The sequence below is a fragment of the Salinimicrobium gaetbulicola genome, assembly GCF_042676025.1.
GTDB classification, from domain to species: Bacteria; Bacteroidota; Bacteroidia; order Flavobacteriales; family Flavobacteriaceae; genus Salinimicrobium; species Salinimicrobium gaetbulicola.
Genome location: NZ_JBHTJP010000032.1, coordinates 15,527 through 36,985 on the forward strand (window position 1 = coordinate 15,527; position 21,459 = coordinate 36,985).

Annotated in this window: 20 protein-coding genes and 1 other RNA gene; 12 read left to right on the forward strand and 9 right to left on the reverse strand. The window is 40.5% G+C overall.

The window, feature by feature from the left end; all coding sequences use genetic code 11:
* Positions 1 to 4: 4 nt before the first annotated feature.
* Positions 5 to 1,693: a M23 family metallopeptidase gene (locus ACFQ1G_RS01585; RefSeq protein WP_380736488.1), complete on the reverse strand. Its 1,689-nt coding sequence runs from the start codon at positions 1,691 to 1,693 to the stop codon at positions 5 to 7.
* 186 nt (positions 1,694 to 1,879) lie between these two features.
* Here ACFQ1G_RS01585 and ACFQ1G_RS01590 point away from each other — a divergent pair, with 186 nt between their 5' ends.
* The 5 genes from ACFQ1G_RS01590 to ACFQ1G_RS01610 all read left to right on the forward strand — a co-directional run bounded on the left by ACFQ1G_RS01590 (position 1,880) and on the right by ACFQ1G_RS01610 (position 4,778).
* Complete coding sequence (locus tag ACFQ1G_RS01590) at positions 1,880 to 2,170, forward strand: hypothetical protein (protein WP_380736489.1); 291 nt, start codon at positions 1,880 to 1,882, stop codon at positions 2,168 to 2,170.
* A 9-nt stretch (positions 2,171 to 2,179) separates the two neighbouring features.
* On the forward strand, positions 2,180 to 2,470 hold the full coding sequence (locus ACFQ1G_RS01595) for a cell division protein ZapA (protein ID WP_380736490.1): 291 nt from the start codon (positions 2,180 to 2,182) through the stop codon (positions 2,468 to 2,470).
* A 59-nt stretch (positions 2,471 to 2,529) separates the two neighbouring features.
* A non-coding RNA gene (gene ssrS / locus ACFQ1G_RS01600) (6S RNA) lies at positions 2,530 to 2,637 on the forward strand.
* A 49-nt stretch (positions 2,638 to 2,686) separates the two neighbouring features.
* Complete coding sequence (gene rny, locus ACFQ1G_RS01605) at positions 2,687 to 4,252, forward strand: ribonuclease Y (RefSeq protein ID WP_380736491.1); 1,566 nt, start codon at positions 2,687 to 2,689, stop codon at positions 4,250 to 4,252.
* 91 nt (positions 4,253 to 4,343) lie between these two features.
* The gene (locus ACFQ1G_RS01610) at positions 4,344 to 4,778 is read left to right on the forward strand and encodes a hypothetical protein (protein WP_380736492.1); all 435 of its coding nucleotides are present in this window, start codon (positions 4,344 to 4,346) and stop codon (positions 4,776 to 4,778) included.
* A gap of 10 nt (positions 4,779 to 4,788) precedes the next feature.
* Here ACFQ1G_RS01610 and pncA read toward each other — a convergent pair whose 3' ends face one another.
* The 3 genes from pncA to ACFQ1G_RS01625 form a co-directional block, all read right to left on the reverse strand.
* Positions 4,789 to 5,394 carry a bifunctional nicotinamidase/pyrazinamidase gene (pncA, locus tag ACFQ1G_RS01615; protein ID WP_380736493.1) on the reverse strand — a complete coding sequence of 202 codons (606 nt, stop codon included), beginning with the start codon at positions 5,392 to 5,394 and terminating at the stop codon, positions 4,789 to 4,791.
* A 4-nt stretch (positions 5,395 to 5,398) separates the two neighbouring features.
* Positions 5,399 to 6,805: a nicotinate phosphoribosyltransferase gene (locus ACFQ1G_RS01620; protein ID WP_380736494.1), complete on the reverse strand. Its 1,407-nt coding sequence runs from the start codon at positions 6,803 to 6,805 to the stop codon at positions 5,399 to 5,401.
* 76 nt (positions 6,806 to 6,881) lie between these two features.
* Positions 6,882 to 7,784: a transporter gene (locus ACFQ1G_RS01625; RefSeq protein WP_380736496.1), complete on the reverse strand. Its 903-nt coding sequence runs from the start codon at positions 7,782 to 7,784 to the stop codon at positions 6,882 to 6,884.
* A 103-nt stretch (positions 7,785 to 7,887) separates the two neighbouring features.
* Between ACFQ1G_RS01625 and ACFQ1G_RS01630 the strand changes: the two genes are divergently transcribed.
* The 4 genes from ACFQ1G_RS01630 to ACFQ1G_RS01645 are packed head-to-tail and all read left to right on the forward strand — an operon-like array spanning position 7,888 to position 13,378.
* On the forward strand, positions 7,888 to 8,163 hold the full coding sequence (locus tag ACFQ1G_RS01630) for a DUF4834 domain-containing protein (RefSeq protein WP_380736497.1): 276 nt from the start codon (positions 7,888 to 7,890) through the stop codon (positions 8,161 to 8,163).
* A 24-nt stretch (positions 8,164 to 8,187) separates the two neighbouring features.
* The gene (locus tag ACFQ1G_RS01635; protein ID WP_380736499.1) at positions 8,188 to 10,602 is read left to right on the forward strand and encodes a YfhO family protein; all 2,415 of its coding nucleotides are present in this window, start codon (positions 8,188 to 8,190) and stop codon (positions 10,600 to 10,602) included.
* Between the two features lie 31 nt (positions 10,603 to 10,633).
* A complete protein-coding gene (locus tag ACFQ1G_RS01640) occupies positions 10,634 to 11,920 on the forward strand; it encodes a glycosyltransferase family 4 protein (RefSeq protein ID WP_380736501.1) in 1,287 nt (428 codons plus the stop codon).
* Positions 11,921 to 13,378: an oligosaccharide flippase family protein gene (locus ACFQ1G_RS01645; RefSeq protein ID WP_380736503.1), complete on the forward strand. Its 1,458-nt coding sequence runs from the start codon at positions 11,921 to 11,923 to the stop codon at positions 13,376 to 13,378. It begins immediately after the preceding gene.
* A 70-nt stretch (positions 13,379 to 13,448) separates the two neighbouring features.
* On the opposite strand, the gene ACFQ1G_RS01650 is transcribed toward ACFQ1G_RS01645, so the two are convergent.
* Both ACFQ1G_RS01650 and uvrA read right to left on the reverse strand, forming a co-directional pair.
* Positions 13,449 to 14,606, reverse strand: a complete 1,158-nt coding sequence (locus ACFQ1G_RS01650) for a cell envelope integrity protein TolA (protein ID WP_380736504.1) — start codon at positions 14,604 to 14,606, stop codon at positions 13,449 to 13,451.
* Positions 14,607 to 14,879: 273 nt separating this feature from the next.
* Positions 14,880 to 17,666 carry an excinuclease ABC subunit UvrA gene (gene uvrA / locus ACFQ1G_RS01655; protein ID WP_380736505.1) on the reverse strand — a complete coding sequence of 929 codons (2,787 nt, stop codon included), beginning with the start codon at positions 17,664 to 17,666 and terminating at the stop codon, positions 14,880 to 14,882.
* 245 nt (positions 17,667 to 17,911) lie between these two features.
* Between uvrA and ACFQ1G_RS01660 the strand changes: the two genes are divergently transcribed.
* Positions 17,912 to 18,496 (forward strand): RNA polymerase sigma factor, encoded by a 585-nt coding sequence (locus ACFQ1G_RS01660; protein ID WP_380736506.1) that lies wholly within the window; start codon positions 17,912 to 17,914, stop codon positions 18,494 to 18,496.
* 53 nt (positions 18,497 to 18,549) lie between these two features.
* The gene (locus ACFQ1G_RS01665) at positions 18,550 to 18,693 is read left to right on the forward strand and encodes a hypothetical protein (protein ID WP_380736507.1); all 144 of its coding nucleotides are present in this window, start codon (positions 18,550 to 18,552) and stop codon (positions 18,691 to 18,693) included.
* Between the two features lie 14 nt (positions 18,694 to 18,707).
* On the opposite strand, the gene ACFQ1G_RS01670 is transcribed toward ACFQ1G_RS01665, so the two are convergent.
* Complete coding sequence (locus ACFQ1G_RS01670) at positions 18,708 to 19,370, reverse strand: endonuclease III domain-containing protein (RefSeq protein ID WP_380736508.1); 663 nt, start codon at positions 19,368 to 19,370, stop codon at positions 18,708 to 18,710.
* A gap of 32 nt (positions 19,371 to 19,402) precedes the next feature.
* Here ACFQ1G_RS01670 and bcp point away from each other — a divergent pair, with 32 nt between their 5' ends.
* Positions 19,403 to 19,852: a thioredoxin-dependent thiol peroxidase gene (bcp, locus tag ACFQ1G_RS01675; RefSeq protein ID WP_380736509.1), complete on the forward strand. Its 450-nt coding sequence runs from the start codon at positions 19,403 to 19,405 to the stop codon at positions 19,850 to 19,852.
* A 2-nt stretch (positions 19,853 to 19,854) separates the two neighbouring features.
* Here the strand turns inward: bcp and ACFQ1G_RS01680 are convergent, their stop codons facing one another.
* Both ACFQ1G_RS01680 and ACFQ1G_RS01685 read right to left on the reverse strand, forming a co-directional pair.
* Positions 19,855 to 20,229 carry a hypothetical protein gene (locus tag ACFQ1G_RS01680; RefSeq protein ID WP_380736510.1) on the reverse strand — a complete coding sequence of 125 codons (375 nt, stop codon included), beginning with the start codon at positions 20,227 to 20,229 and terminating at the stop codon, positions 19,855 to 19,857.
* Positions 20,230 to 20,235: 6 nt separating this feature from the next.
* The gene (locus ACFQ1G_RS01685; RefSeq protein ID WP_380736511.1) at positions 20,236 to 21,435 is read right to left on the reverse strand and encodes an alanine dehydrogenase; all 1,200 of its coding nucleotides are present in this window, start codon (positions 21,433 to 21,435) and stop codon (positions 20,236 to 20,238) included.
* Positions 21,436 to 21,459: the final 24 nt, after the last annotated feature.

The following is a 21,459-nucleotide window of genomic DNA, read 5'->3' on the forward strand; positions in this document are numbered from 1 at the left end:
GGGGTTATTTTCTGAAAAACGTACTCTCAAATATAGTGGTATTTCCTACATTATCAATTACTTCTATTTTCAGATGATTTTCAGTCTCAGTAACTACCCCGTCAGAGAAATCATGGGTCAGCAAGTTCTTCTTATATTCATATTCCATCAGGATGAATTTTCCGTTCACCGTAGCCCTGTAACTTTTGATTCCTGAAAGGTCGTCGGTTATCTTCACTTTCAGGTCTTTATTGTTGGAGATCCACTGACCATCTTTAAAGTTCAGGGGAAGGATCTTGGGAGCTTCATTGTCCGTTGCCAAGGTAAAGGTTCCGAAGTTCCGGGTCTTGGTAGTGAATCTGTCCCCTTCTTTATAAGTGGTAGAATAGGAGGGTTTTCCTCGTTCGTTAAGATTTGCAATAAAGAGTCCCTGCCTGTCTTCGGGCTTGTATTTACTTACATCAAAACCAATAGTGACACTGTTTTGAAGGGGGACGATATCTTTGTGTAGCTGGATCTTCTCATCTTCAAAAACAATATCCAGGTGGGTGTCCTCGTACAAAGTATTTTTTGGGATAGACACGTCAATCCCTTTTTCCTCAAAATGAGATGCTTCGGAAGCCGGCGCGAAAAATGGTGTTTTCAGATCTTCTTTCGGACTAATGTTTTCGACCATTTTCCCTTCTACAGGAACTCTAACCACACATTCGTTCCCTTCAAAGTCTGTGATCTTGACCATATAATCGTAAGAAAGACTGTCTTTCACATTTAAGAAACCGTCATTGCTAAGATTGCTGTAAATACTAAGCGGATTGGTTGGCTCAACGAACAATTTCTGAATTCGGTTTTTATTTTGAGTGTAGTAACCGTAATCGATGAGTTTGTTGAGGTGACGGGTTTCGGCAAAAGAGAATTTTTCGAAATTCGCCTGAAACAACTGACTTCCGTTTGCTGCGGCCTCGATCCTGAAAACTCCGTTCTGGTTCCAGGCATCATCCTGCTGGTCAATGGTAGTGACTCCAAAACCTATTTCCCCGCAAGCGTTGATTTTTTCAGTTTTAAAAGTGCCGTCTCCAAGCGGGATAAGTTGTAGTTTTTGTCTTTTTGCAGATCCGTTTACGTGAGCTTCTTCTCCCATGGGATAGACGTATACGCCTTTTAAGATAGGTGATCTGGTGTCTTTTATCTTCACCCCAAACATTAATGGGTTCATAGGACGTTGCTGTTCATCACGTATCTCATAGTGCAGGTGAGGTCCACCGCTGCCACCTGTATTTCCGCTACTCGCGATGATCTCACCACGTTCTATTGGCAAGGTTTCGGGCGAAGGGAAAACCTCTACTTCGTAGCTTTCCTTTTGATACTGTTGTTCTTTAATGAATTTTTCGATCTTAGGAGAGAAATTCTTCAGGTGGGCATATACAGTTGTGTATCCGTTAGGATGTTGAATATAAAGAGCCTTTCCGTAGCCATAATGAGAAATATTGATGCGGCTTACATATCCTTCCGCAGCAGTTTGCACAGCAAGTCCTTCCCGCTGCTGTGTTTTGATATCGAGTCCACTATGAAAGTGATTTGAGCGTAATTCGCCAAAAGTTCCTGCAAGCACTAGGGGCACCTGGAGAGGATCATCAAAATAATCTTCCGGAAGGTTGTATTGAGCGTTAGAAAATAAGGGGAAAAGTAGGCATAAGGCGACATGGGTCCATTTCATGGTCAAAGAAAATTTTACTTTTTAATAGCGGTTAAATATAGTAAAACGTGATGAAAAAATTAAAGTCTTATTTTAGAGGGAGTTAAAATTATTTTAATTGGGCATATCAAAATAGAGTTCAAATTATTGGGATATTTCGGATGGTATGTTAACTTTGTAGAGGTAAGCAGCAGAGGAATAGCTTAAATGAGTGATTTAACAGAAATAGTTGATAACCTTGAAAATAGGATTGTAAAATTGCTCCGGAATTATAAAGTCCTGGAGCAAAGGCAAGAAAGTTTACAAGCGGAATTAGCGAATTTGAAGACTGAAAAAATGGAATTACAGAACAGTCTTCAGGCTTCTGAAAATCGAATAAAGACTCTTAAAGCTGCTAATGCGCTGCTTGGCAGTAATGATTATACTAAAGAAACCAAGCTGAAGATTAACGGCTTGATCAGAGAGATCGATCAATGTATTGTTCAACTTTCTGAATAGAACGATAATATGTCAAATCAGCTAAAGATCAAAATTTCTATTGCAGACCGGGTTTATCCCCTCACCATTCAACCTCAGCAGGAAGAAGGTTTAAGAAAAGCTGCCAAGAAAATAGAAGCCATGATCAAGCAATTTGAACAAAGTTATGCCGTTAGGGATAAGCAAGATGTGTTGGCAATGTGTGCTTTACAGTTTGCAGCCCAAACTGAGCAAAGTACAATTGATAACGAAAGCGAAATTCATTTGGCTGAAGATAAATTGAAAGCTTTGAATGCTTTGCTTGATAAGCATTTGGTATAACTGTTCTTTGAATTAAAAATATAAAGGTTACTGCCTGTATTAGTTATTTTTTTTGATAAACTCAACACCAATTCTTTAAAAAGGGTGAGTTTAAGTTGTAAAAGTGCGCCGTCTTTGAACGGATTCTTGATCAGCTTGTTAGCCCTAAACGTGATTTTAAAGAGTTTATACAAAACCACTACTAATACAGGCTTTTTTTTTACATAAAACGAACAAATGGAAACACTAATATCGGTTATTTTATCAGTGGTTGTTGGCCTGGCAATAGGTTATGGAATCGCTAAATTCCTGGAAAGGAAAAATGCTTCCAAAGTGATCCAAAGAGCTAAAAAATCTGCAGCCGGAATCCTTAAGGAGGCCAAGCAGGAAGCCGAAGGGATCAAAAAGGACAAAATACTTCAAGCAAAAGAAAAGTTCATTGAACTAAAATCTGAACATGAAAAAGTAATCCTTGCCCGTGATAAAAAGATCGCAGATGCCGAAAAGCGTACCAGAGATAAAGAATCTCAGGTTTCAAGCGAACTGGCAAAGAACAAGAATCTGAATAAGGATCTGGAAGAAAAGATTGCAGATTATGATCACCGCAACGAGATCCTTGAGAAAAAACAGGAAGAAGTTGATAAGCTTCACGCAAGTAAGGTGCAGCAGTTAGAGGTGATCTCAGGACTTTCTGCAGATGAGGCAAAGGCTCAACTGGTAGAATCTTTGAAAGAAACTGCAAAAGCCGATGCTATGGCCCTCGTGCAGGAGACCATTGAAGAAGCCAAGTTAACTGCACAACAGGAAGCCAAAAAGATCATTATTAACACCATTCAACGAATTGGGACCGAAGAGGCAGTTGATAACTGTGTTTCTGTGTTCAACCTGGAAAGTGATGATGTCAAAGGACGTATTATTGGTAGGGAAGGACGAAACATTCGTGCGATCGAAGCTGCAACAGGAGTTGAGATCATCGTGGATGATACTCCGGAAGCGATCATTCTTTCATGTTTTGACTCGGTTCGAAGAGAGGTAGCTCGTTTATCACTGCATAAATTGGTGACCGATGGTAGGATCCACCCTGCCAGAATTGAGGAAGTTGTGAAAAAGACGACCAAGCAAATTGAAGAAGAGATCATTGAAGTTGGTAAGAGAACGGTTATAGACCTTGGTATTCATGGATTGCACCCTGAATTGATCAGGATCGTTGGTAGAATGAAGTATCGTTCTTCTTACGGTCAAAACCTGTTACAGCACTCCAGAGAGGTAGCTAAATTATGCGGCGTGATGGCTGCGGAACTTGGATTGAATCCGAAACTTGCCAAACGTGCCGGACTGTTACACGATATAGGTAAAGTGCCAGATTCAGAAACTGAAGTTCCTCATGCGATCCTGGGGATGCAGTGGGCTGAAAAATACGGTGAAAAACCTGATGTTTGTAATGCCATTGGAGCTCACCATGACGAAATTGAAATGAACTCACTATTATCGCCAATCGTTCAGGTTTGTGATGCCATTAGTGGAGCAAGGCCTGGAGCGAGACGCCAGGTATTAGACTCATATATTCAAAGACTGAAAGATCTTGAGGATATCGCGTTTGGATTCAACGGAGTGAAGAAAGCTTACGCTATCCAGGCGGGTAGAGAGCTTCGTGTGATCGTTGAAAGTGAAAAGGTGAGTGATGATAAAGCTTCAAACCTTTCATTTGAGATCTCTCAAAAGATCCAGACAGATATGACTTACCCGGGACAAGTTAAGGTAACCGTGATCAGGGAGACCAGGGCGGTTAATATCGCAAAATAGAAACTGAAAATATAGATTTTAAAACTCCTGCCTTTGGCGGGAGTTTTTGTTTTAGAAAAATGACCTGGCTTTTTCGTAACTTTAAGAAGCTATGAATAAGAAAGTTGTAATAAGGTTCCTGGTAATATTGACCTTGATTTATCCCGCTTATATGCTATTTAGGGCAGATGAAATTCTTGGGGTATCGGCAATACAGGAGACTGAAAAGGCGATCCTGAATTACCAGGTTAGTATCTGGATTAACTGGGTGGTTCTGGCATCCTTTGCTGTTTATTTCAAATGGACTGAGAAAAGGAACACCTTTTTTAATTTCACCTACGGTTTTATTATCGTCACTTTCATTTTATACGGGTTCCTATACCAAAGTTACGTTACCGCCTATGATCTTCCTTCCTCCTTTAGCGACAATTATACCTTAGGAGTTCTTATGGCTGTACAAAATATTGTGGTTTCAGGAATTTTGACCGGAATTTTACAGGGTGCCGTATGGTGGTTTACCCGTAGATGGCATAGAAGATATACCTGATCGTCATTAATTACAGATATTCAGAATTTATAATTTTCCCACCCTTTTCCAGGATGTCTTTTTTGATATTCTCAAAATCTTCAGGATCCAGTGGAACTGCTCCGTCTTCTATAAGCGTGGCTGAAAAACCTAGTCTTAGAGCATCTAAAAGTGTATAATAGACACATATATCAGCAGCTAGTCCGCAAAAGTAAAGATCCTCAGTGCCTTTGTCTTTCAAATAACCTGCAAGTCCGGTACTTTTTCGGTGTCCGTTATCATAAAAGCCGCTGTAGCTGTCGATTTCCACATCCATTCCTTTTCGGAAAATTGCTTCCACGGGTTTTGCGTTTAATTCAGCATGAAATTCTGCGCCTGGTGACCCCTGAATACAATGTGGAGGCCAAAGCTTTTGTTCCAGTCCGTTAAGGTCAATTACCTCGAACTCTGATTTCCCCTGGTGGTTGATCGCAAAACTTTTGTGATCTTCCGGATGCCAATCCTGGGTAGCGACTACCAAATCAAATTTTGAAAGTATATTATTGATCACCGGAATTATCTGATCTCCGCCTTTTACTTCCAGGGCGCCTCCAGGCATAAAATCGATCTGCGCGTCAACAATTATTAAGGTTTTCATAGGATTATTTCATTTTATGTTCCTCGATCAATCGATCCCTTTCTTCCTTTAATTTTCTACTAAGTCCCACTTTATAAATATGCGGGTTAAAAAAGCGCTTGTATTCCTGAGGTAATTTCTTAAGTCTTTCATTGCTGTATTTTGCAATTTCTGATAGATCCAGGGCAGGAGAGAGGATCTCGCCGTTCTCCATCACAGGCTTTAATAGTGCTTCTTTCTCCTGTCCTTCTACGGATTTGAATTTTAGGGGATCGTAGGGATGAATCATCCAATCGATGTTTTCCTCATCAAACAAACAAATAACATCAGATCCAGTAAAATCTCCTTTTTCATCCAGCATCCTGTAAACCTGTTTTTTATGAGGTAGAGTAATTTTAGCTATGGTTTCCGAAAGTTTTATTCTGGGTTCATCCATGAAGTAAGCCAGTTTGTAAACACCATCTAAAGCGGCATCTGGTTGCCCGGTCACCAAACTGGTACCCACTCCAAAAATGTCGATAGGAGCACCTTGATCCAGTAAACTTTTGATCAAGTGTTCATCCAGTTGGTTTGAAGCCGCGATCTTAACGTAATCCAGGCCTGCGTTATCCAGCATTTCACGGGACTTTCTGGCCAAGTAGGCGAGATCCCCACTGTCCAGTCGAATTCCTTTTAATTTATGGCCACGGGTCTTCATTTCCTTTCCAACCTTTATCGCATTGGGAATACCACTTTTCAGGGTGTCATAAGTGTCTACGAGTAATACGGTATTATCGGGATGTGATTCGGAAAAATCGCGAAAGGCCGTAAGCTCGTCTTCATAACTTTGAATAAAGGAATGAGCCATGGTACCCGAAACGGGGATCCCAAAATCTCTTCCTGCACGGGTGTTGCTGGTAGCTTCAAATCCACCGATGATAGCTGCTCTGCTAGCGTAATACCCACCGGGACCTTGGGCACGTCTGAGTCCAAAATCTATCAGTTTTCCACCTTTTGCCTGTTCCTTCATTCGGCTGGCTTTGGTGGCAATAAGGGTTTGAAAATTCAGAATATTCAGCAGTAAAGTTTCGATGATCTGAGCTTCAATAATACTGGCTTCGATTCGTATAATGGGTTCTCCCGGAAATACTACTTCTCCTTCGCGAACACTATATACTTTTCCCGAAAATCGGAAATCCTTCAGATAATTTAAATACTCCGCATTGAGACCTATCTCTTTTAGGAAAGCAAGATCTTTTTCATTAAATCTCAGATCTTTCAGGGTTTCCAGTAAATTCTGTAATCCGGCAAAAATTGCGTATCCTCCGTTGAAAGGTGCTTTTCTGAAAAAATAATCGAAAATTGCCGTATGATGAGAATGGCCTTTTAAAAAGTAGACCTGTCCCATGGTAAGTTGGTATTGATCTGTATAGGTGCCAGTGATATCCAACATCTTATAAAAAATTTTAATTAAGGTCCTTTCGATTGTTCGAAGGACCACGTACTAATTTACAAATTAAAGTAATTGCCTATTTGGTAAGATCCTCGGCACGTTCCAGGAACTGGTCCTGCTTGTGCCAATCCAGCCTATATGATAAACCTAGAGAGACTTCCCAGCGGGAAGGAGTATCCTTAAAATTTAGCAAGCCTGAGAGATCGGCCTGCATATCATCATGGAAAAGATAAGCGACTCCTCCTCTTACTATTTCATCACTGTAGACATCACTTACAATTCCTTGAAATTCAGTAAAGGCAACAAATTTTGGATTAAAAGCATGTGTAAGGGTCGCAATACCCGAATAAGTAGGATAGGTTTGTCCAAGCTTATCTGCGATTATGTTGAGAACCAGTACCCAGGCACCCCAGTTATTTTGGGTGATCACAGCAAGACGTGGAGAAAAATTACCTTCGCCTTCATGAATGTACGGATTGTCTCCGAATGAAAAATTTATTCCCCCATAAACTGAAATGGCTGGAATAAGATCTGACCAGTAAAATTCAGGCGGTGCGTTCCAGCTGTAAAGATTAGGTTTCTTTTCCTTTGCATTTTTATACGGGTCATAAACCAAATATTTCGCACCTATGGCATTACTTTCAAAGTTTCGAAATTGCCGGGTCTCAGTTGTGGCACCGACTTCATAATTTACCGAACTGTCCAAGAAAGAACCCATTAGGTTGATCTCAAGTTCTTCAAACAGGATCCCGTAACGAACGGCATAATCAATTCCCCAGATATCCGACTCGGTTTGAAGAAGAATGTGTTTGCCTCCGCCAATCTTTCCGCCGGTCTCAAATTGAAGAACGCCCGGGCCAACCGCAAAAGCACCTTGTGAACCACCGGGGCGGTTAGTGTTGATGGTTTCGGTATATTGAGCCTGTGCGCCAAAGCATCCAAAAAAGAACAGTAGAAATAAGCTTTTAGAAATCTTCATAGCTGGTTGATTGGTGGAAACCAAATATAGATATTTTATCTTTTTTTACGGTCGCATGATGGTTTTCTTTAGGCAGAATAGTAATTTTACCAAAACTTGAATCATGTACGAAGCTTCATTTTCTGAAATGATCAGGGTGATATTAATTGTCCTTTTGATCTACTTCGGATTTAAACTTATTATCCGTTGGTTTGGCCCCCTACTTCTGAAGTATTTTCTCAGAAAGGTGGGTAAAAAATTTGAGCAGCAATTTGGTGGATTTGATCCTTCCGAAGCCAAAAAGAAAGAGGGGGAAATAAGTATCGAGAAGAACCCGAAAAAATCCCGGGGCGGAAAGAAAGATGTAGGAGAATACATCGATTATGAAGAAATTGATTAATTTCCACTGCAAAACTTACCATTTATGACCGGCTACCTGAAGAAGTCACTTCCTCACTTATTTGTTTTTCTAGGATTTATAATTATTTCGCTCGCCTACTTTTATCCCGTTCTTCAGGGAAAAGAGATCTTTCAAAGTGATATCGCACAGTATATTGGGATGGCCCGCCAGCAGAACGATTTCAGGGCTGAAACCGGGGAAGAGCCTTATTGGACCGATGCCGCCTTTGGTGGTATGCCTACTTATCAACTTGGGGCGAACTATCCGCACAATTATATAAAAGAACTTGACAGGACTTTACGCTTTTTGCCCCGCCCGGCAGATTATCTTTTCCTGTATTTCATAGGCCTGTATATACTTTTACTGGTCTTGAAAATAGATTATAAACTGGCATTTTTGGGAGCCCTGGCTTTTGGGTTCTCTACTTATCTTATCATCATTCTGGGCGTTGGTCATAATGCTAAAGCTCATGCCATTGCCTATATGCCGTGGGTTCTGGGAGGTATACTCCTTTGTTTCAATCGCAAATATCTCTGGGGGTTCCTCCTTTTAGCCTTCGGAATGGCGCTTGAAATAAGCGCTAATCACTTTCAGATGACCTATTACCTCCTGCTGCTGGTGATCGTACTTGGGCTGGTGCATCTTTATGATGCCTTCAAAAAGAAGGAGTTATCACATTATTTCAAAGCAATTGGCGTAATGCTGGTAGCCGTAATATTGGCCATTGGTACGAATGCTACTAATTTGCTGGCTACCAAACAGTATGCTGATTTCAGTACCAGAGGTGACACCGGATTAACTATTACTCCAAACGGTCCCGCCGAAAAAACGGAAGGCCTCGATTATAACTATATCACAGAATACAGCTATGGTATTTTGGAATCTTTCAATCTGTTTATTCCTCGCTTTATGGGCGGTTCCAGTGCAGAAGATGTAGGTGTAGAATCGAATATCTACAGTGAGCTTACCAAAATGGGAGCGCCTCCTGTTCAGGCCATGCAATTTACCGAGTCTGCACCAACTTATTGGGGTGATCAGCCTTTTGTAGGAGCACCCGCTTATATTGGCGCTACAGTTATTTTCCTTTTTGTAATGGCTTTGTATCTGGTAAAAGGACGTTTAAAATGGTGGCTGGTAGGAGGTTCAATTTTAGCCCTTTTACTTTCCTGGGGAAAGAACTTCGGACTCCTTACTGACTTCTTTATCGACTTTGTTCCATTATATAATAAGTTCAGAGCGGTTTCCTCGATCCAGGTAATTCTCGAATTATGCGTTCCTGTACTTGCTATTATTGGACTATCAAGATTTTTTACTTCGGAAAATAAAGAGGAAAAACTGAATGCTCTAAAATGGTCAACGATTATCGTAGGCGGACTGGCACTTATCTTTTTATTATTTAAGTCGGTGTTATTTGGTTTTTCAGGACCCAATGACGGGGTTATGATCAAACAGATAGGTCTGGATTTTGTAAGAGCTTTAAAGGAAGACAGGAAAGCTATTTTTACGGCAGACACGATACGTTCTCTGGTACTGGTATTGTTAGTAGCAGGTGTGCTCTGGATGTTCATTCAGAAGAAACTTCAAAAGAATACAGTGATCATTGCTCTTGGGGTTCTTATGCTGTTCGACCTGGTGGTGATTGACCAACGATATGTGAACAGTGAAGACTTTGTGAGATCCAGCGCAGTAAATACTCCTTTTCAGGCTACTCAGGCTGATAAGGAAATTATGAGGGATACAGATCATTATCGTGTCTATGATCTAAGCGGAAATCCTTTTAATACAGCGCGAACGTCTTTCTTTCATAATTCCATTGGTGGTTATCACGCTGCGAAACCCGGAAGGATGCAGGAACTGTATGAATTCTACCTTGCAGACAATAATTTGCAGGTGCTGAATATGCTTAACACGAAGTATTTTATTATTCCAACCCAGGAAGGGGTAATGACCCAACAGAATCCTGAAACCAATGGGAATGCGTGGTTTGTTGAAAATGTAAAATTCGTTAACGGCGCTAATGAGGAGATTTTGGCCCTGGATGGAATTAATACTAAAAAGACAGCTATTGTAGATGCGAAGTTTAAGGAGTTTGTACCGAAACAAAGCTTTTCGAAAGATTCAGCTTCTTCCATTCAGTTGGTTTCTTACCAGCCGAACGAATTAAAATATGAAACTTCCACTTCCCAAGATCAATTAGCGGTCTTTTCAGAAATTTATTATCCTCACGGATGGCAAGCGTATATTGATGGGGAAGAAGCGCCACATTTCAGGGCGAATTATGTTTTAAGAGCTATGATGTTGCCTGCCGGGGAGCACACTGTCACTTTTAAATTCGAGCCCGAAGTTGTACGGACCGGAAGTAGCATAGCCCTGGCAAGTTCATTGGTGCTGGGGATTTTGGTCGTTGGGGGACTGGCAGTCTATTTCAGAAGAAGATAATCAGGTCGAAGAAATTCAAGAAAGCCGGCTTATGAAAAAAGTGCTTATAGTGACTTATTACTGGCCTCCGGCGGGAGGTCCCGGAGTGCAGCGCTGGCTAAAATTTGTCAAATATCTTCGGGGATATGAGATTGATCCAATAGTATACATTCCCGAGAACGGGCATTATCCTTTAAAAGACAGTTCCCTTACTCACGAAATACCTCAGGATATAACAGTCCTTAAAAAGCCCATTTTTGAACCCTATAACTTTGCCGGATTTATCTCTAAAAAGAACACTCTAAAGATAAGCTCCGGAATTATTCCCGAAGAGCAAAATCAAGGGTTTCTTCAGAAGTTAATGTTGTTTATTCGGGGGAATCTCTTTATTCCCGACGCCAGAAAGTTCTGGGTAAAACCTTCGGTGAAATTTTTGTCCTCTTACATTAGGGAATATAATATTGATACGGTGATAACAACCGGACCTCCACATAGCCTGCATCTTATAGGGCTGGGACTTAAAAGGAAAATTGATTGTAACTGGATAGCAGATTTTCGGGATCCATGGACGCAGATAGGTTACCATAAAAAGCTAAAATTACTGAGCTTTGCAAAGAAAAAACATGAGCGTTTAGAGAGAGAAGTTCTTCAAACGGCCGATGAATTGATCACGACCAGTTTTACCACTCGCGATGAATTTCAGAAAATTACTTCCAAACCAATTTCGGTCATTACAAATGGTTATGATTATGAAAAGGTAGATGCGACGCCCCTGGACCAAAAATTCAGTCTGTCTCATATCGGTTCCCTTTTATCGGGCAGAAATCCGAAGAATCTTTGGAACGCGCTCGCTGAACTTATTTCTGAAAATCCGGATTTTGCCAATGATTTTCAGCTGAAACTGATCGGTGCCGTTGGTGATCCCGTGCTTGAGAGTATAAAAAAAGCAGGTTTGCAAGATCATTTGGTATTAAAGGGATATGTTTCACATACTGAAGCGCTTCAGCTTCAAAGAAGTTCTCAAGTGCTGCTTTTGATCGAGATAGATAGTGAAGATACCCGGGGAATTATTCCGGGCAAATTGTTTGAGTACATGGTGAGTAACCGCCTCATTTTAGCGGTGGGTCCTGAAAAAGCTGATATCGAGAAACTAATTTCTGAAACCAATACCGGAAAATTCTTTTTATACTCCCAGAAGGAGGAGATCAAGAATTTCATTTTTGAGAGATATAAAGAGTTTAAATCCGGAACATTGCAATCACATCCTATTGGTCTCCAAAAATACAGCCGTAAAGCCTTAACGGGAGAACTGGCCGAATTAATCAAAAACTTAGGATAAATGGGTGTGATCATTAATCAGTCGGCCAAGAATTTAGTCACGACCTACCTGGGTTTCGGAATAGGGGCGATCAATACCCTTTTTCTCTACACTAATTTCCTGACCCCTGAATATTACGGACTAGTGGGTTTCCTGCTGTCAGCGGCAAATTTGATCTGGCCGTTAATGGCTTTTGGCGTTCATAATACTCTCGTGAAATTCTATTCTTCTTATGATTCCCAGGAGCAGAAAGATAAGTTGCTTAGTGTGATCTTGTTTTTGCCGCTTGGTATTTCGGCTATCCTCGGGATAATTGGGTTTTTCGCTTATGGTTTTTTCCTGGATTATTTTTCTCAAAGCAACGAGCTTATAAAACCTTATATCTGGATGATCTTCCTGATCGCGGTTGCCACAGCTTATTTTGAGATATTTTTTTCCTGGTCTAAGATCAACTACCAAAGCGTTTTCGGGAATTTTATGAAAGAGGTTTTTCATCGGGCCTGTGTTTCTATTTTATTGATCTGTGTATATTTTGAGGTTTTAACGGTGGAAGGATTCGTGTATGCTTTGAGCGGCGTATTCGTTTTACGGACTATCGCCATGAAGCTTTATGCTTTTAGACTATATTTTCCGAAGATCACTTTGAGTTTTCCGCATAACAAGTCTTTTATCCTGAAGTATTCCGCTTTGATCCTGATCGCTGGCTCTGTAGCCATGGTGCTTTTAGATCTTGACAAGGTTATGATCGAAAGGTTTTTGCCTATCGAAATGGTAGCGGTCTACGGGATCGCGGTTTATATTTCCTCAGTGATCGCCGTTCCTTCACGTGCCATGCACCAGATCACTTACCCTATGACCGCGACCTTGCTGAATAAAAGGGATAAAAAAGGATTATTGGACCTTTACGAAAAGAGCTCTTTGAATTTATTGATTATAAGCGGATTGATTTTTCTGCTTATCGTTACTAACATCCGACAGTTATACGAATTGATCCCTGATGAATATCAGATAAGTTTCTCTATTGTTATTATCATAAGTAGTGTAAAGTTATATGATAACCTTTTGGGGAATAATAACAGCATCCTTTTCAATTCAGATTATTACAGGATCGTTTTGGGAATAGGAGTGCTGCTTGCCATACTTGCCTTTGTGTTAAACATTGTCTTTATTCCTGCATATGGGATCTTTGGTGCGGCCATGGCAACTTTTCTTGCCTTTGCCGTGTATAATACCTCGAAGCTGGTCATTGTTTACAGGAAATTTAGAATCCAGCCATTTACTATACAAACTCTCTACGGAATAATTCTGATCCTGGTTTGTAGTTTTAGCTTTTATTACTGGGATTTCCAGATCAATCCAGTGGTCAATATTCTTTTGAAATCTATCCTTATAGGGCTGATTTATGTTGGTGTTATTTATTACCTGAAGCTATCTAAGGATATTAATCAGCTTATTGAAAAAGTTCTGAGACTGAAATAAAAAAATCCCCGGTGTCCTAAGACTGACCGGAGATTTTAACTAACCAACCAAAAAAATCAATTATGATTTATCATTCTCTTCCACGATTACTTCTTGAGTTCCTGGAAGCGGAAGCCTCAGATTGTCTGGGCTTAGACTCTTTTCTTGTCGCACGTTCAGCTCTTTTCGAAGTGCGTTCTTTTTTTACTTCATTTCTTGTTGAGGCTTGACGTCTTTCACTTCGTGCGGGTCTTTTAGCCTCAGTACGCCTTTGCGTTTCTCTTTTATGTACCTGACGGCGATCTCTGTTTGCATGCTCTCGTTGTTGAGATACACTTCGGCGATCATTCTGTACACGCTCTCTTCTGCTGTTATTTTGTGCGCGTTCCTGTCTGTCTCTTCGGGTATTTATATGACTATCACGCGAATTAGGTCCGGTAGCTTGACGCACATTTCTATCATGTGATTTAGTGGCATAAACCTTTCTGTCTCTTCCCGTGTTCGCATTGCTTCTGGTTCTAACAGGCTCATCATAATAATGTCTTTCATTTCTCAGATCTCTTTTGTCAGACAATCTTCTTCCGCGTTGATAAGAAACTACGCGATCTCCCGGACTATAATATCTTCTTCGGAAGTCTTTCTTATGATGATGTTTTTTGTAATAATTCTTGTAGTGCCTGTATTTCATCCTGTTTGGATGGTAATGCGCCCTATAAGGTTGATTGAACACTATAGAAAGGTTAACACTTGGCCTTGAATAATGACGGTGCCATGGCCTGTAAACATAATATGGATTGTGCGAATTGATATATCCTGAATAGTGGGTATACCTGTTATAGTGGTTATAATGCAAGTGCAGGTGGCCAACTCTGGCCAGCATTCCAAAATGATTATAAGACATTCTCACATGTCCTGCCTGGATGATCCTTCCGTAGTAATCATAATAGATTGGAACATCCTCGATCTGGATTACCGCGCCATAATCATCATATTGCACGTAAGGGTCATAATTATATCCGGAATTATAACTGAAGTTTATGTGAGGCGTTGCCACATTCACATTATAACCGGTTCTTCGGGGATTGTAAAAAAAGTCGAACTGTCCGTCTGGATAAACGGCGAACTCAACACCACCTTCAACAAATATGAAGGCATCTCTATAGCCGTTGCGATAATCTTCTGAAGCATTAAATGCATGAGTAGAAAATCCAACCACAACCAGAGCGAAAAATAAATAAAGCTTTTTCATAATAAGGGGAATTATTAAGGGTTAAATAAACAGTGATTGGAATAGTTGTAGGAAAGAATACAAAGTACGTGCCAAAAAGTTGTTAATAAGAAAACCCCGATGCGAAGTTCGCAACGGGGTCTCCAAACTAACCAACCAAAAAATTATTAATTACAACTTAAATTCTTCTATCAATTTAATCTTGCAATAATGTTTTCATTATTTCAAAGGCTGTGCCAATTTTATTTTACCTGTTCTTTTTAATGTTAAAGTTCAGGTCGTTATCCATTCGATTTATAATTTTTCCTTTAAAAACGGAGCGGTGTAAGACTCCTTATTTTGAGCTACTTCCTCGGGTGTGCCGGTAGCAATAAGTTTTCCTCCGGTTTCACCACCATCCAGTCCCAGATCAATTACATGGTCTGCACATTTCACAAGATCCATATTGTGTTCGATCACGATCACCGAATGTCCTTTTGCCAATAAAGCATTGAAAGATTTAAGGAGTTTTTGAATATCATGGAAATGTAAACCGGTGGTAGGTTCATCAAAAATGAACAAGGCTTTTTCCTTGGTTGTTCCTTTTACGAGAAATGAAGCCAGTTTGATACGCTGAGCTTCCCCTCCTGAAAGAGTTGAAGAACTTTGACCTAATTGTACATATCCTAATCCAACGTCCTGCAAAGGCTTTAATTTCGACGTGATCTTATCTTCTCCATTTTCAGTAAAGAAAGCTACGGCATCGTCAATGGTCATATTAAGAATATCATCAATATTCTTATCTGCAAAGTTGACCTCTAAAATCTCTTTTTTGAATCGCTTCCCGTTGCAGGTTTCACAAACCAAATGAACATCGGCCATGAACTGCATCTCGATCGTAACTTCACCTTCCCCTTTGCAGGTTTCGCAACGCCCTCCATCTACATTAAAGGAAAAATGTTTGGGCTTATAGCCACGGATATCACTTAATTTCTGTTTTGAAAACAGGTTTCTTATATCATCATAAGCTTTAATATAGGTGACAGGATTTGACCTGGAAGATCTTCCAATAGGGTTTTGATCCACGAATTCTACGGAAGCGATATTGCTGAAGGATCCTTCTATTTTAGTGAATTGGCCGGCTTTCTCTCCATAACCGCCTACTTCTTTTAGCATCGCCGGATAAAGGATCTTTTTGACCAGCGTGCTTTTTCCACTTCCTGAAACCCCGGTTACAGCCGTAAAAACGCCAAGAGGAAACCGGACATCGATATTCTTAAGGTTGTTTTCCCGGGCTCCGATTACATCCACGAAATATTTAGAAGTTCTTCTTTTTTCCGGAACTTCAATACGCATTGAGTTGTTCAAATATCGTGCGGTGAGGGAATCTGAAAGCAGAATATCCTCAAAGGTTCCCGTGGCTACCACTTCCCCGCCATGAGTTCCTGCTTCAGGACCAATATCTATGATCTCATCTGCAGCCTTCATGATATCCTCATCGTGTTCAACCACAATTACCGTATTTCCAAGATCCCGCAAGGATTTTAATACACCAATCAATTTTTGGGTGTCACGGGGATGCAGTCCTATAGATGGCTCATCAAGAATATACATGGAACCTACGAGGCTGCTTCCCAGAGAAGTTGCCAGATTGATCCGTTGTGATTCCCCTCCGGACAGGGTATTTGATTTACGGTTTAAAGTGAGGTAATCAAGTCCTACTTGCGAAAGGAAATGTAACCTGTTCCTGATCTCTGTAAGAAGCCTTTTAGCGATGGCTGCATCGTGTTTGTTGAGTTCCAGGTTGTCAAAGAATGCAGATACTTTGTTGATGGGCATTTCAACCAGTTCGGTAATGGTAGCGCCGGCAATTTTCACATAATTTGCTTCGGGTCTAAGCCTCTTTCCTTTACAAACCGAGCACCTGGTCTTTCCTCTATACCTGGAAAGCATTACCCGGTTCTGTATTTTGTAAGCTTTAGATTCTAAAAAAGCGAAAAAGTCATTCAGGCCTTCAAAGTATTTATTTCCGGTCCAAATCAGGTCTTTCTGTTCCTGGGTGAGCTCAAAATAAGGTTTGTGAATGGGGAAATTGAATTTATGACTGTTGTTGACCAGTTGATCGCGATACCAGCTCATGCTGTCCCCACGCCATGGAAAAATGGCATTTTCATAAATGGATAATCCTGTGTTGGGGATCACCAGGTCCTCATCGATCCCGATCACGTCTCCATAGCCCTCACATTTAGGACAGGCCCCGTAAGGATTGTTAAAACTGAATAGATGGACATTCGGTTCCAAAAATGTCATTCCGTCCAATTCAAATTTGTTACTGAACTGACGAATTTTTTTATCGGAAAGAGTTTCAACAAAGAGTTCTCCTTTACCTTCAAAAAAAGCAGTTTGGGTGGCGTCTGCCAGCCTGTTTAAAAAGTCCTCATCATCTTTGAAAACGATACGGTCTACTACCAGAAAAAGGTCTTTTTTCCCTAATCCCGAAAGGTCGGCCTCATCAATTCTCAAAACTTCATCCTTTACCTTTATACGGCTGTATCCTTGTTGGAGTAATACGTTGAGCTTTTCTTCAGCCGTTCTGCTTTCTTCCACGTGGATGGGAGCGAGCAACAGCATTTTTGAGCCTTCCTCAAAAGACTTTACATAATCGATCACATCTGTGACCGTGTCCTTCTTTACTTCATTTCCTGAAACAGGGGAGTAGGTCCTGCCGACTCTCGCGAACAACAGTTTTAGATAATCATAGATTTCTGTAGAAGTACCTACGGTAGACCGTGGGTTGGTGGAATTCACCTTTTGCTCAATTGCGATTGCGGGAGCGATCCCCTTGATGGAGTCTACCTGAGGTTTATTTAACCTGCCTAAGAACTGCCGGGCATAGGAGGAGAGACTTTCAACATAGCGGCGCTGCCCTTCGGCATATAAAGTGTCAAAAGCAAGGGAAGATTTTCCTGAGCCCGATAACCCGGTAAGCACCACGAGTTTATTCCGCGGAATGATCGCGTTTATATTTTTGAGGTTATGAAGTTTAGCCCCTTTTATAATGATATTTTGCTTCGGATCTACCCCTGAAATGTCTACAGTCATATTCGCTTCAAATTATAAGAATGCAAAGATACTTAAAGTAAAAATTTTTGGACGCCTTCCGAAGCTATTCTAATTTATTGAGTGTTAATGCGTTAAAAATATTAACCTATTATTTGTATAAGTGAATTTTTTCCTGTTATATTTGTTATAAACGAACTCTAAAAACAATTGCCTATTGCATAAAGTTACTTTGAACTATTAACTAACCTACAGGCCGACCCCAACAGCCTGAAAAAGTAACTCTTATGGAACACAATGAGGCAAATGATGCTTTTCTGGTGAAAAGCTACATTGATGGAAATGAATACTCTCTTTCTATCTTAATCAACCGACACCAACACAGAATTTACAGTTTTATTTTTTCAAAAGTTTTTGATAAAGATATCGCTGAAGACATTTTTCAGGACACCTTTATCAAGGTGATCAGAACTTTGAAAAGAGGTAAATATAACGAGGAAGGTAAATTCCTTCCCTGGGTGATGCGTATTGCACACAATCTTGTGATCGATCATTTTCGAAAGAACAAAAGAATGCCAAAGTTCGAAAACAGCGGTGATTTCAATATTTTTTCGGTTTTGAGCGATACAGAACTTAATGCTGAAAAAAGGATCATAAAAGACCAGATAGAATCTGATGTGAAAGAATTGATCAAAGAATTACCCGAAGATCAATTAGAGGTTCTTGTTATGAGAATATATAAGGATATGAGTTTTAAGGAAATTTCTGAAAGGACCGGTGTAAGTATTAATACTGCATTGGGACGAATGAGATACGCTTTGATCAATCTTCGGAAAGTGATCGACAAGCACAATTTGCAGTTAACGAATTAATACAATATTCAAGCAATTAAGTCGTTATAAACTTGAATATTAAACAGTAGATAATGGCAAAACTTTACTCGAATTCACCCGAAAAAGTGAAAGAAATGGCCCCCAAAAAGGAAACAATTGAATTCCTTTTGAACTATTCTAAAGCTTTAGATGTAAGTACTTACAAAAAGCTTCAGTTCGAAAGTATTTTAAATTAAGGAAGAAGGTCTGTCTATCGACGGGCCTTTTTCTTTTGGTATTCTTCCAGGACTGTCTTTCTTCCGATGGTTCTGGTGATAATATCCTTTTCCAGGTCCCATCCACGAGCCGGAGAATATTCCCGGCCATACCAGATTATTTGTAAATGAAGCTCATTCCATAATTCTTTCGGAAAAAGCCTTTTTGCATCCTTTTCAGTTTGAACCACATTCTTTCCATTAGAAAGATTCCAACGGTACATTAGCCTGTGGATATGCGTGTCAACCGGAAACGAAGGCACATTAAAAGCCTGGGACATCACCACGCTGGCAGTCTTATGTCCCACGGCAGGTAATTTTTCAAGGGCTTCAATATCTGCGGGGACTTCGCCGTTGTGCTCTTCGATAAGGATCTTTGAGAGTCCGTGGATACCTTTAGATTTCATGGGAGAAAGACCAACCGGTTTAATGATCTCCCTGATCTCTTCTACTGAAAGGCGAACCATCGCGTGAGGATTATCTGCTTTCTCAAAAAGCAGTGGGGTGATCTGGTTAACCCGCACATCGGTGCTTTGAGCAGATAAAAGAACTGCAATTAAAAGTGTATAGGGGTCTTTATGATCTAAAGGAATGGGAATAGTAGGATAAATTTCCTGAAGTGTGTCAATAACAAATTGAACTTTTTCCTGCTTGTTCATTTATGCTTAAATTTGAGACAAAAGTAAACAATATGACGACATTAAAAGAAGGGGACAACGCGCCTCAATTTTCAGCTAAAGATCAGGATGGTAAGATCCATAAATTGGAAGATTATAAAGGGAAAAAGCTGGTAGTTTTCTTTTATCCCAAGGCCAGCACTCCTGGATGTACTGCTGAAGCTTGCAATTTAAGAGATAACTGGGAGCAGTTTAAAGCTCAGGGATACGAGATCCTTGGAGTAAGTGCCGATTCTGAAAAAAGACAGCAGAACTTTAAAAATAAATACGAGTTGCCTTTTCCGTTATTAGCTGATGAGGATAAGGAAGTGATCAATGCTTTTGGAGTATGGGGACCCAAGAAATTTATGGGTAAAGAGTATGATGGCATTCACCGAACTACTTTCGTGATCGATGAAAATGGAAAAATTTCAGAAGTGATCTCTAAAGTAAAAACCAAAGATCACGCTGCCCAGATATTATAAGGTTATTTGGTGATCTCCAATTTCTGAAGGGTGGCAATGCTGTCGCAATTCTCAAAAAATAACTCCAGATTGTGAGTTGGGCTTTGGCCGGTCACCATATAGGTTTTGCATGAATCAAGATCTGTATTGCTTCGGCCGAAGTCTACATCACCTTTTTTAAGCACGAGGGAAATATCAGCTGTGTCTACCTGGTAAAGTCTCATGTTTTCCAATGCCTCATCAGAATAAACCCGTTCCTTAATGCGGATATTTTTTAAAACCCGGGCATTTGGTGAATAATCACAGGACGTTTTCTTTCCGCTCAGAAAAAATGCGAGAATAACAAGACCAATGGAAAAGCCTCCAAGGTAAAAGCCTAATCGGTGAATAAATTTCATTGAGATCTAAAAAATTAGAAGATTGATATCCCGGTAGGAGAGATCAAACCAATCTGCAATAGATTTGTTGGTTAAAATTCCGTGGTAAAAGTACAAACCATTTCTTAAACCTTTATCAAATCGAAGCGTATTTTCAAGTCCGCCTTGTTCGGCAATATGTAACAGGTAGGGAGTGAAGATATTACTAATGGAAAGTGAAGCCGTGCGGGCATAACGTGACGGAATGTTAGGCACGCAATAATGAACCACCCCAGATTTCACAAAAGTGGGTTTTTCATGGGTAGTCACTTCGCTGGTTTCAAAACACCCGCCCATATCTATACTCACATCTATAATAACGGCTCCTTTCTTCATATGGTCTACCATAGATTCGGTCACCAGGATAGGGGAGCGGTTATTGCCTCGAACGGCGCCTATGGCAACATCGCATCTCTTTAAAGCCTTAATAAGGTTTTTAGGCTGGACCGTTGAGGTATGTAATGGTCTGCCTAAGTTTGCCTGGATGGTTCTTAACCTGTTCAGGGAATTATCAAAAACCTTGATATTAGCACCTAATCCCAAAGCAGAACGTGCTGCGAACTCGCCGACTGTACCGGCTCCTAAAATTACTACTTCAATAGGGGGGACACCACTGATATTTCCGAACATCAATCCGTTTCCCGCCGGGTTATTGCTCATTATTTCTGAAGCAATGAGAATGGAAGCGGTACCTGCAATTTCACTTAAAGCTCTTACAGCCGGATATGTGCCGTCGTCATCTTTGATAAATTCAAATGCAAGAGCTGTAATTCTTTTAGTAGCAAGCTTTTGAAAATAAGATTTTTGCTGGGTTTTTAATTGTAATGCAGAAATGATGGTAGATTGCGGATTGACAAGATCCAATTCCTCAAGAGTAGCAGGTTCAACCTTTAAAATAGTAGGACAGGAAAAAACTTTTTTGGTGTCGCCGGTGATCTCAGCTCCGGCTTCTGAATAATCCCGGTCACTGAACCTAGCCCCGTTTCCTGCACCGGCTTCTATGATCACCCGATGGCCGTGAGCGGTAAGTGCTGCCACTGCATCTGGGCTTAAACAAACTCTTTTCTCCTGGTAAGCGGTTTCCTTGGGAATACCTATGAATAACTGACCTTTCTGTTTATATACTTCCAGGGTTTCTTCCTGTGGTATCAACTGTTCCTTGGTAAAGGGAGATAATTGCTCGGTCATAATTTCTACTAACAAGGATTAAAT

What these genes read in the sequence shown, in the direction of transcription:
- ACFQ1G_RS01685 (WP_380736511.1), bottom strand. Translation starts at nt 21,435, where the DNA reads ATGACCGAGCAATTATCTCCCTTTACCAAGGAACAGTTGATACCACAG.
- ACFQ1G_RS01610 (WP_380736492.1), top strand. Translation starts at nt 4,344, where the DNA reads ATGAATAAGAAAGTTGTAATAAGGTTCCTGGTAATATTGACCTTGATT.
- ACFQ1G_RS01680 (WP_380736510.1), bottom strand. Translation starts at nt 20,229, where the DNA reads ATGAAATTTATTCACCGATTAGGCTTTTACCTTGGAGGCTTTTCCATT.
- ACFQ1G_RS01640 (WP_380736501.1), top strand. Translation starts at nt 10,634, where the DNA reads ATGAAAAAAGTGCTTATAGTGACTTATTACTGGCCTCCGGCGGGAGGT.
- ACFQ1G_RS01665 (WP_380736507.1), top strand. Translation starts at nt 18,550, where the DNA reads ATGGCAAAACTTTACTCGAATTCACCCGAAAAAGTGAAAGAAATGGCC.
- ACFQ1G_RS01670 (WP_380736508.1), bottom strand. Translation starts at nt 19,370, where the DNA reads ATGAACAAGCAGGAAAAAGTTCAATTTGTTATTGACACACTTCAGGAA.
- pncA (WP_380736493.1), bottom strand. Translation starts at nt 5,394, where the DNA reads ATGAAAACCTTAATAATTGTTGACGCGCAGATCGATTTTATGCCTGGA.
- ACFQ1G_RS01645 (WP_380736503.1), top strand. Translation starts at nt 11,921, where the DNA reads ATGGGTGTGATCATTAATCAGTCGGCCAAGAATTTAGTCACGACCTAC.
- ACFQ1G_RS01620 (WP_380736494.1), bottom strand. Translation starts at nt 6,805, where the DNA reads ATGTTGGATATCACTGGCACCTATACAGATCAATACCAACTTACCATG.
- ACFQ1G_RS01660 (WP_380736506.1), top strand. Translation starts at nt 17,912, where the DNA reads ATGGAACACAATGAGGCAAATGATGCTTTTCTGGTGAAAAGCTACATT.
- ACFQ1G_RS01585 (WP_380736488.1), bottom strand. Translation starts at nt 1,693, where the DNA reads ATGAAATGGACCCATGTCGCCTTATGCCTACTTTTCCCCTTATTTTCT.
- ACFQ1G_RS01595 (WP_380736490.1), top strand. Translation starts at nt 2,180, where the DNA reads ATGTCAAATCAGCTAAAGATCAAAATTTCTATTGCAGACCGGGTTTAT.
- ACFQ1G_RS01650 (WP_380736504.1), bottom strand. Translation starts at nt 14,606, where the DNA reads ATGAAAAAGCTTTATTTATTTTTCGCTCTGGTTGTGGTTGGATTTTCT.
- uvrA (WP_380736505.1), bottom strand. Translation starts at nt 17,666, where the DNA reads ATGACTGTAGACATTTCAGGGGTAGATCCGAAGCAAAATATCATTATA.
- ACFQ1G_RS01625 (WP_380736496.1), bottom strand. Translation starts at nt 7,784, where the DNA reads ATGAAGATTTCTAAAAGCTTATTTCTACTGTTCTTTTTTGGATGCTTT.
- rny (WP_380736491.1), top strand. Translation starts at nt 2,687, where the DNA reads ATGGAAACACTAATATCGGTTATTTTATCAGTGGTTGTTGGCCTGGCA.
- ACFQ1G_RS01635 (WP_380736499.1), top strand. Translation starts at nt 8,188, where the DNA reads ATGACCGGCTACCTGAAGAAGTCACTTCCTCACTTATTTGTTTTTCTA.
- ACFQ1G_RS01630 (WP_380736497.1), top strand. Translation starts at nt 7,888, where the DNA reads ATGTACGAAGCTTCATTTTCTGAAATGATCAGGGTGATATTAATTGTC.
- bcp (WP_380736509.1), top strand. Translation starts at nt 19,403, where the DNA reads ATGACGACATTAAAAGAAGGGGACAACGCGCCTCAATTTTCAGCTAAA.
- ACFQ1G_RS01590 (WP_380736489.1), top strand. Translation starts at nt 1,880, where the DNA reads ATGAGTGATTTAACAGAAATAGTTGATAACCTTGAAAATAGGATTGTA.